Consider the following 8497-nt stretch of genomic DNA (forward strand, 5'->3'; position numbering starts at 1 on the left):
GGGAGCATGGGAGCGGTTATCCCTCAGAAAGCATTCACGCCAAAGCCCTGCGCGATAGATTAATAGCTCTGCTGATAACCAAAACTAGGAGTGTAAGGGTGTAGGGGAGCGACAAAAACATGCGCTTTTTTTTACACCCTAACCTAGAGCCACTTGGGTTCAAGCCCCTACTAAGTTAATTCCCCCTACACCCCTAGCCCTTAACCCACTACACCTCTTTTTGTTGATTCCGCCTCTCCCCTTTCGGGGAGAATAAGGGGAGGAGCTTGTTATTACCGACTCACAGCAGCGAAAATTTCCTCTGCTCGGGTAATATTCTTGCGTACTTCATGCGCACAAGTATGTAAAGCGTCTATTTCTGCATCGGTAAGTTTTAATTCCATTATTTCCTCAATTCCGCTAGAACCTAAGCGACAGGGAACACCAGTAAAAATATCGTTTAAACCGTATTCACCCTGAAGATACGCCGCCACTGGCAACAGACGTGACTGATTTAGCAATATTGATTCCACCATCACGCAGGTAGAAGAGGCAGGAGTATAAAAAGCACTACCTGTCTGCATCAGTTCTACAATTTCTGCACCACCGTTACGGGTACGTTGTACTAATCGCTCAATCGTGGCTGCATCTAGCAGTTCTGTAATCGGAATACCGTTAACAGTAGCATAACGCGGCAAGGGCACCATTAAATCTCCATGACTGCCCAGCACCATTGCTTTAACATCAAGGGAACAAACCCCTAGTTCCATCGCAATAAACGTTTCAAAGCGTGCTGAGTCTAACACACCAGCCATACCCATAATGCGATCACGAGGCAGTCCAGTTGCTTGCCAAGCTAAATAAGTCATCACATCTAAGGGATTTGTGACAACTATGTATATAGCATCAGGAGAATAACTCATTGATTTGTTTGCGGCTTCCATCACAATCTTTGCATTTGTCAAAAGCAAATCATCCCGAGTCATGCCCGGTTTGCGAGGAAAACCTGCTGTAATGACCACGATATCAGAATCAGACGTATCAGCGTAGTCGGTTGTACCGATAATCCGACGATTGTGCAGTTCAATTCCCCTTGCCTCCATCAAATCTAGTGCCAGTCCTCGGGGCATACCCTCAACAACATCAAGCAACACGACATCTGCCAGATTTTTTTCAGCTATGCGTTGGGCTAAGGTACTACCAACTTTACCAGCACCGATGACGGTGACACGGGGTGAATGGCGCTTAATTTGGGAGAAAGGGGAATAGCTCATATTTGCTAATGGTTGAGTGTTATTTAAATTCTTCAAGTTGATCTAGACGTAACCAAATATTTGGAGTTGGCACTTTCCCAAACTTCACAAGGGCATAGTCACCTTTGATATCTACGACTTCACCCTTGGTTTCAAACAGATAGGAAGGAAAACGAGAATCACTAGCTTGTGCTTCTAGACTGTTTTCCAGCTTTTCGCGGACAGCACGAACCATATTTCCTCTTTTTACAGCCATGAGTTTCCCTCGTGATTGTGTAAATTGTTTTCTTCAGGATTGTAGCTCGCAGGAAGCCTTTGTAGAGCCAGGAGTTACCTCCTCCCTATTTGTGTTGGGATATGTCTTTTACATTTTTTGCGTAGATATTCAGTTAGTTTTATGGCTGCTATGTTTAGATTCCTGAAACTTCCTACTGGTAGGAGTTTATTCAAAATCCAAAATTGCAACTGCATATGCACGCGGATGTACGCAGATAGTTTCTAGATAATTTTCTAGAAACTATCTGCCCTCATCTGCGTTTATTCAAAATTCCGAATCTAAAATCAAAATTGTATCAGAATAATACATTAATTTTTATACATTAGTATTTTCAATATTTAGTTGTAACTTTTTAACTTTTTCTTTTGTATTGCTTATCGTTGGCACTGAACACAATAGTGGCTGGAACGCCCAGCTATCCGAATCCGTTGAATTGCTGTACCACAAACTCGGCAGGGTTCTCCAGCACGGTTGTAAACCCAAGCAACACCACCGTAGTTACCGTTGACTCCCTTGACATTTAGGAAATTACTGAACGTAGTACCACCAGCTTCAATACTAGCTTTTAACACTTGAATGATCGAAGAGTGCAAACGCTCAATTTGCTCTGGTTGCAAATCTGTACATAAAGTTTGTGGTAAAACTCCACTCATAAATAGCGCTTCATCAGCATAGATATTACCTAAACCCGCAATTACTGATTGATCCAGAAGTGCTGTCTTTATTGCACGGCGGCGGTTTCGCAGCTTAAGCGCTAAATACTCAACACTAAATTCCGGTGAAAAGGGGTCAACTGCTAGTTTTCCCAAGCCTGTAATAATACTTTCCGGTGCAACTGTTGGAGGTACCCACCAGATTTGACCAAAGGTACGCTGATCTACAAAGCGTAATTCGCGTTCATCTCCAAAAAATAATCTGACTCGTGTGTGCTTGTGTAACGGTTCGTCTCGATCTAACCACAGAAGTTGACCTGTCATTCGCAGATGAACCCCCAGCCAGCCAGCTGACAAACCAGAGGAACAAAGGCAGAGTTCGGCAAGCAGATATTTGCCGCGCCGATGCCAAGTTACGATGAAACTCTGTTTGATTCCAATCAAAAACTCTTCTACAGAAAACGGGTGGGCAAGCGTGCGATAAAGCAGCACCTGGACACCCGTAATTTTTTGGTTAAGGGTCAATTGATTCAGACCCCGCCGGACTGTTTCAACCTCAGGCAGTTCAGGCATCTTGTTTGAAAGACACTAATACAAGGGAATAAAGGAGGACAGCATGAGTGATCAGGCAAGGCTATAGAAGAAGAGCCATTGCGAACAAAGTGCTTCGGCTCTCCTTTGTTCACTTGCATTTGGTAGAGGAGATAACAACTGGCGTGCTACTCCTGTTGAGTCAACAAGAAGCAAAGAGCAGGGAGCGGTTGTAGTGGACCAGAGGAATGCAGTTGGGGCAAGATAAGCGCAACTGATTCACTCCTACACCCCGATCTCTGGTCAAACAGATGGGGTGAATGGGGAAGCAACAGAAGTTTTCTTCCTTTGTCACTCCCTTTGCTATTTCCCTTTGTTTTCTGCTTTTGCTTCTTCGTCTTTGGCTTTCTTTGCCTTTGCTTTTGGAGCTTCTACTTCTAATAGTTCTGCCTGAGCAAAGTTATTGGTGTTGATGCCAGCGTAGTTTACTTTCTCAAAACGGACAATGACTGGGTATTTAATACCGCTCTGGTCAACAGACGCCACGGTTCCGACATCTTGATACCAGTAGGATTCCCGGCGGAGAATACGCACTTTAGAACCACGTTGAACCATGAGTTTCTTCCCTTTAAGTTATAAATTGCCAATACACAAGGCTAATTGATTTCACTCTACAACCTGAAGGCCTCACCAAGAAGCTTTGTTAAGTTATTTATCTTGCCAAGGATTCCTTAAGACATTACAGTGGTGATTCTGGGAGAAACTTGTAGGATCAATTTTCGTCCTCTGAGGTAAATAGGGAGGGTAAAAGTTCAAAGGGTGCGGGAAACAGGTGACAGGAAACGCTTACAGAGCATAGCTGATAAAGGTTTTTGACTCGCTCCTACCACTTATTACGTATTCTTTATGATTTTTCTACCACAAAAGTATGAAAAAAACCTTGACAAAGTTCTTGAGATCGCATAATTTCATTGGTCGCAAGCACTTGTTTGGGAGGTTCTTATGCTTTAGTCAAAACAAACACGCTCCCCTCATTACCTCTACCAATACGCAAATTGTCATCTATGTAGGTGATATCCAGCCAGCCTTGCTGTTTATCCCTGTTTAAAGGAAAATCAATTGCGGTGAGTTTTTTCCCAACTTCAATTTGTTCGATCAAACTCTCTGGTGAGGTGTATCCTATTAATCGTTGTAAACCGATAACAGACCGCTCAAATTTCACGTTGACGCGCCGATTTGAAACTGGCTCAAATTTTGCAGCAACGCTGACTATGCCTTCAAAAAAAGGCAAGCCATAAGTTTCAGCTATATTGTAAATGCTGTTAGTTTCTACGCGAATATACTGATAAATTTGGCCGAGTTTGTACAATGGGAAATTATCAATATTTAATAGAGCTTTGCTTGTGGTATATATTAATCGCCAGTTGCCATTGAGCAAGTGTGTTGCTTCAACTGGCGAAGATGTAGGATTTAGTTCTTCTACATTTGTAATGGCTATTAATATAGCCTGTTTCTCTTGCTCCGTTGCAAGTAGTCCGCGATTTTTACCAGCAATTGCTTCTAAAAGGGACGCTTTTTTTAGCATTGTTTTTCACCTCAAAAAACATGATTCACTTCAGAAAATATTGATGAACTATGTATAGTGTCATACTGATAAATATTAGGGTTTCACGTTTTCCAGTATCAATCATAAATAAAAAATTTTTTGTCGGATTTTTAAGCTAAGAGTTGAATTAACAAGTAAATAGTGCTGTATCAAGTGATAGACTCTTAGTGTCTAGTTACCTTCCCCTTATATTGTCTTCGTTGATATGCTAAATTCTCCATTGCGTGAAGTACCCCGAAACCAGCGGGCGTCTGTTATTCCATTAAAGCAAGAGTCCTCGCTCTTGGACTGGTTACAATCAAGTGGTCGTCTCATAGCCCGTGATGTTCACGAGGCTGATTTTCAAGACGACGAAGAAGAGATAACAGAGTTTTTGAGTACTGAGGACGGAATTGGCGAATATGACTTTGATGATGACGATGATTCGGCTCCAGATGAGGAGTAAATAATCTGGGCTGAAGGTATATTATTGGCACAACTCGTCCCTATTGTTTAGTTTTGCAAGTGTGGAGTGAAGGGAAGTTTCCGTGGACGCAAAATTATCTCCTAACCAAGGGTTAAACATCATTAATGGCATAGGTCTGGTCTCTATACTGGGTGTAAGTCTGGGTGTATCAGCACTAGTGTTAGATGGAATAGCGAATAGGTTGCCTTGGCAAGGTGTGTCGTTAACCTTGCCGTTTTTGTTCTGTGCACTCGCTTCAGCCGCAGTCGGTTTTTGGGTAGTACCGCTACTACAAGCACTGAAAACCGGACAAATCATCCGTGAGGATGGTCCTGTGGCTCATCTGAAAAAAGCAGGTACACCGACGATGGGGGGCATATTCTTCGTTCCTGTGGCAGTACTCACTGCCTGTGTGTGGTCTAACTTTACAACAGAGGTACTTGCAGTTTCTGCTTTGACCTTAAGCTATGGATTGATTGGCTGGATAGATGACTGGCAAATTCTGCGCCGCAAATCTAATAAAGGTATATCTCCGCGGATGAAACTAGCTTTGCAAATCGGTTTTGCACTAGCGTTCTGTCTGTGGCTCATTTTTACTCAACCTTTTGATATTACGAATATTGCTTTGCCTTTGGGTTTTTCTGTACCCCTAGGATTACTATTTTGGCCCTTAGCGGGCTTTGTGCTGGTGGCAGAAAGTAATGCCACTAACCTCACTGACGGTATTGATGGCTTGGCGGCAGGAACGGTGGCGATCGCACTGCTAGCATTGGGTGCCCTTAGCGCCCCCTCCTCAACTGGATTGATGATTTTCTGCGCCTGTATGAGTGGCAGTTGCATAGGGTTTTTGGCTCATAACCGTAACCCAGCCCGTGTTTTTATGGGTGACACTGGCTCTTTGGCTTTAGGAGGCGCTTTAGCAGCAGTGGGCTTACTGACTAACAGTTTAGTAGCACTGTTTATTCTTAGCGGAATCTTCTTTGTGGAAACCCTTTCGGTAATGGCTCAGGTTAGCTACTACAAAGCTACCAAAGGTTCTGATGGCAAAGGCAAGCGTTTGTTCAAGATGGCACCATTGCACCATCATCTGGAACTGTCTGGTTGGTCAGAACTGCAAGTGGTTGCGGTCTTCTACATAATTTGCGCAATTTTGGCTGTCATCAGCTTGACGATTGGTCTGTGATGATGATTGCATAAATTACCGCAATCAAATATAATATCCTCCTCGACTAGAGGGGGTTTTTTTTTCAGTTATCAGTTACCAGTTATCAGTTACCAGTTATCAGTTACCAGTTATCAGTTACCAGTTTTTACTGTTCACTGTTTACTGTTTGAATTGTGTAGCTGCTTCACTAAATGAACAAGTTCCGGCAAAATGAGTTTTTCCATTGCCAGTCTTACTGCATTGCTGGAGCCTGGAAGGGAAAAGATGAGTAGGTGCTTGTACACACCAGCAACAGACCGAGATGTCATCGCTCGCGAACCAATTTCTTGGTAACTTAAAAAGCGGAACAACTCACCAAACCCAGGCAGGGTTTTTTCTAACAATGTTTGAATTGTATCATATGTTGTATCTCTTGGCGCAATCCCTGTACCACCATTTAAAATTACGACATCTAGACTTGGATACTGACTCAGTCGTTCCATTTGCTCTTGAATCTGCACAGGTTCATCCTTGACAATCGCGTAAGCTTCTATGATGTGATTGGCATTGCGAAGTAATTCTTGAATTAGCTGACCACTTTTATCAGTCTGTTTTGAGCGTGTGTCGCTAACAGTTACGATCGCGCAACTTACTGTTATGCCTGGGGTGTCTGGGTGAGGAATGTGCGTCATAAGGAAACTATAGACTTTTTGTCATTGCTCATCTGTGCATTTTGTTGTGTTAGTGGTTAGTTATTGTTTTTTTACTAACCACTAACTTGTAGTCCACTACAGAGAGTATCACACTTAAAGCTCTAGAAGCGCATTCATAATTTAATGTAGATTTTATCAAGAATTTTTAAGATATCTTCAAGAAGAATTGTTCAGTTTGAAGAGTTTGTCTCATTTTTGCAAATACCTGATTAATATAGAGTTTTAATTTTGACATGAATTATTAAAATTGGGGTAATGATAATGTTGGAGAATCATAAACTGTTTACCTCAATAATTATCAATTTCATGAAGAAAAGAAAAGTATGGTTCTTAACCGTCCTGTTTACACCAATACTAATGATTAGTCTGATCACAAGTTCTAGTCATTCTCTCAAAGCAGCCTCATCTTTAGGCAAAGACACCCTCACGATGGTTACTTCTCCAGATTATCCGCCTTATGAGTTTTATGATACTAACAAAGGTGATAGGCAAATTGTTGGTTTTGATGTAGATATAGCCAAAACTGTTGCTCAAGAACTAGGATTTCAACTCAAGATTATGGAATCCGATTTTAATGGACTTATTCCAGCACTTCAAGCAAATCGCGCTGATTTTGCTATGGCTGGGATGACTCCCACTCCAGAACGTAAGAAAAATATTGACTTTTCAATTATTTATTACCAAGCAAAAGATACAATTGTCGCTCCTAAAAATAGCAACATAAAACAGCCCCAAGATCTGGCTTTTAAAAAAGTTGGAGTACAACTAGGAACTATCCAAGAGCAAAATGCTAAAAAAATTGCTCAAAAAGTTACAGGGATTCAGCTAAAGCAGCTCAATAAAGTAGCGGAAATCATTCAGGAAATTAAATCAGGACGAATTGATGCAGCAATAGTTGAGGATGCTGTTGCTAGGGGATTCGTCCAAGCCAATCCAGAATTGGCTTTTAACGTTATTCCCTCAGAACACAGGAGTGGATCGGCGATCGCTTTTCCTAAAGCTTCCTCTTTTGTAGAACCTTTTAATAAAGTTCTGCAACAAATGAAGGATAAAGGAGAATTAGAAAAATTAGCAACCAAATGGTTTTCCCAAACAACCTCAACCACTACCGTATCTTCATCTCCTTCTAAAGGCGGACTAAATTTAGACTTTTCTAGAATTATCCCAGATATTCCCTTTATCCTCAAAGGCATTCCTCTAACGTTGTTATTTACGCTGTTGTCAGTATTTCTAGGATTAATTTGGGGTACAGTTCTGTCTTTGTGCAAAATTACTGGTATCAAGCCCCTAGTCTGGCTTGCTAACGCCTATACCTCCGTATTTCGAGGCACACCTTTGTTGTTACAGTTAGCTTTAGTTTACTATGCGACACCGCAGCTTACTGGCTATAACATTTCGGCTTTAGAAGCAGGGGTATTAACTTTTACCCTTAACTCTGGGGCTTATATGTCGGAAACTATCCGGGGTGGAATTCAAGCAGTAGATAAAGGACAAGCTGAGGCGGCGATGTCTATGGGTATTCCTTACTCGTTGATGATGTGGGACATAATTTTGCCGCAAGCATTGAAAAATATTCTACCAGCATTAGTAAATGAAACTATTGGATTATTGAAAGACTCGGCTTTGGTATCAACAATTGGTGTAGTGGAAATATTACGCAGTGCTCAAATTGTTGGTGCAAATAAATATATTTACTTTGAGCCTCTGCTGTTCGCGGGGTTAATTTACTATCTTTTAGTTATGGGTATGACTAAGAGTGCATCCGTTTTAGAAAACAGGTTAAGACAAAATGAGTAAACTCATAATTGGTAGAGAATTATTGTGCAAATCCTTGTTACTTCACCCTAGTGGGAACGGCCACGCCTTACGGTGAGTCCAGCGCTGCGGGAGGGTCTC

The 8497-nt window shown here is 41.8% G+C and carries 9 protein-coding genes; 3 read left to right on the forward strand and 6 right to left on the reverse strand.

Going from position 1 to position 8497, the window contains the following annotated elements:
- Window positions 1–272: 272 nt before the first annotated feature.
- From mdh to AC5590_RS10195, 5 genes are all read right to left on the reverse strand, one after another.
- The gene (mdh, locus tag AC5590_RS10175) at window positions 273–1253 is read right to left on the reverse strand and encodes a malate dehydrogenase (protein WP_169268601.1); all 981 of its coding nucleotides are present in this window, start codon (window positions 1251–1253) and stop codon (window positions 273–275) included.
- Window positions 1254–1272: 19 nt separating this feature from the next.
- Window positions 1273–1488: an NAD(P)H-quinone oxidoreductase subunit O gene (locus AC5590_RS10180; protein WP_169156760.1), complete on the reverse strand. Its 216-nt coding sequence runs from the start codon at window positions 1486–1488 to the stop codon at window positions 1273–1275.
- Between the two features lie 395 nt (window positions 1489–1883).
- Window positions 1884–2735: a DNA-formamidopyrimidine glycosylase gene (locus AC5590_RS10185; RefSeq protein WP_169268602.1), complete on the reverse strand. Its 852-nt coding sequence runs from the start codon at window positions 2733–2735 to the stop codon at window positions 1884–1886.
- 321 nt (window positions 2736–3056) lie between these two features.
- Window positions 3057–3308 (reverse strand): photosystem I reaction center subunit IV, encoded by a 252-nt coding sequence (locus AC5590_RS10190; RefSeq protein ID WP_169268603.1) that lies wholly within the window; start codon window positions 3306–3308, stop codon window positions 3057–3059.
- A gap of 385 nt (window positions 3309–3693) precedes the next feature.
- Window positions 3694–4278: a PAP/fibrillin family protein gene (locus tag AC5590_RS10195; protein ID WP_169268604.1), complete on the reverse strand. Its 585-nt coding sequence runs from the start codon at window positions 4276–4278 to the stop codon at window positions 3694–3696.
- 226 nt (window positions 4279–4504) lie between these two features.
- On the opposite strand from AC5590_RS10195, the gene AC5590_RS10200 reads away from it, so the two are divergent.
- The gene (locus AC5590_RS10200; RefSeq protein WP_169268605.1) at window positions 4505–4744 is read left to right on the forward strand and encodes a DUF3134 domain-containing protein; all 240 of its coding nucleotides are present in this window, start codon (window positions 4505–4507) and stop codon (window positions 4742–4744) included.
- 82 nt (window positions 4745–4826) lie between these two features.
- Window positions 4827–5927: a phospho-N-acetylmuramoyl-pentapeptide-transferase gene (mraY, locus tag AC5590_RS10205; RefSeq protein ID WP_169268606.1), complete on the forward strand. Its 1101-nt coding sequence runs from the start codon at window positions 4827–4829 to the stop codon at window positions 5925–5927.
- Between the two features lie 134 nt (window positions 5928–6061).
- On the opposite strand, the gene AC5590_RS10210 is transcribed toward mraY, so the two are convergent.
- Entirely contained in the window at window positions 6062–6580 is a 519-nt protein-coding gene (locus AC5590_RS10210) for a MogA/MoaB family molybdenum cofactor biosynthesis protein (RefSeq protein WP_169268607.1), read from the reverse strand.
- A 327-nt stretch (window positions 6581–6907) separates the two neighbouring features.
- Between AC5590_RS10210 and AC5590_RS10215 the strand changes: the two genes are divergently transcribed.
- Window positions 6908–8398, forward strand: a complete 1491-nt coding sequence (locus AC5590_RS10215; RefSeq protein ID WP_169268608.1) for an ABC transporter permease subunit — start codon at window positions 6908–6910, stop codon at window positions 8396–8398.
- The last annotated feature ends 99 nt before the right edge of the window (window positions 8399–8497 follow it).

The sequence above is a fragment of the Brasilonema octagenarum UFV-OR1 genome, assembly GCF_963888615.1.
Classification (GTDB): Bacteria; Cyanobacteriota; Cyanobacteriia; order Cyanobacteriales; family Nostocaceae; genus Brasilonema; species Brasilonema sennae.

Excerpts from the sequence above, each read along its gene's own strand:
- AC5590_RS10200 (WP_169268605.1), top strand. The coding sequence starts at position 4,505 with ATGCTAAATTCTCCATTGCGTGAAGTACCCCGAAACCAGCGGGCGTCT.
- AC5590_RS10180 (WP_169156760.1), bottom strand. The coding sequence starts at position 1,488 with ATGGCTGTAAAAAGAGGAAATATGGTTCGTGCTGTCCGCGAAAAGCTG.
- AC5590_RS10210 (WP_169268607.1), bottom strand. The coding sequence starts at position 6,580 with ATGACGCACATTCCTCACCCAGACACCCCAGGCATAACAGTAAGTTGC.
- mdh (WP_169268601.1), bottom strand. The coding sequence starts at position 1,253 with ATGAGCTATTCCCCTTTCTCCCAAATTAAGCGCCATTCACCCCGTGTC.
- AC5590_RS10190 (WP_169268603.1), bottom strand. The coding sequence starts at position 3,308 with ATGGTTCAACGTGGTTCTAAAGTGCGTATTCTCCGCCGGGAATCCTAC.
- AC5590_RS10215 (WP_169268608.1), top strand. The coding sequence starts at position 6,908 with ATGAAGAAAAGAAAAGTATGGTTCTTAACCGTCCTGTTTACACCAATA.
- AC5590_RS10185 (WP_169268602.1), bottom strand. The coding sequence starts at position 2,735 with ATGCCTGAACTGCCTGAGGTTGAAACAGTCCGGCGGGGTCTGAATCAA.
- AC5590_RS10195 (WP_169268604.1), bottom strand. The coding sequence starts at position 4,278 with ATGCTAAAAAAAGCGTCCCTTTTAGAAGCAATTGCTGGTAAAAATCGC.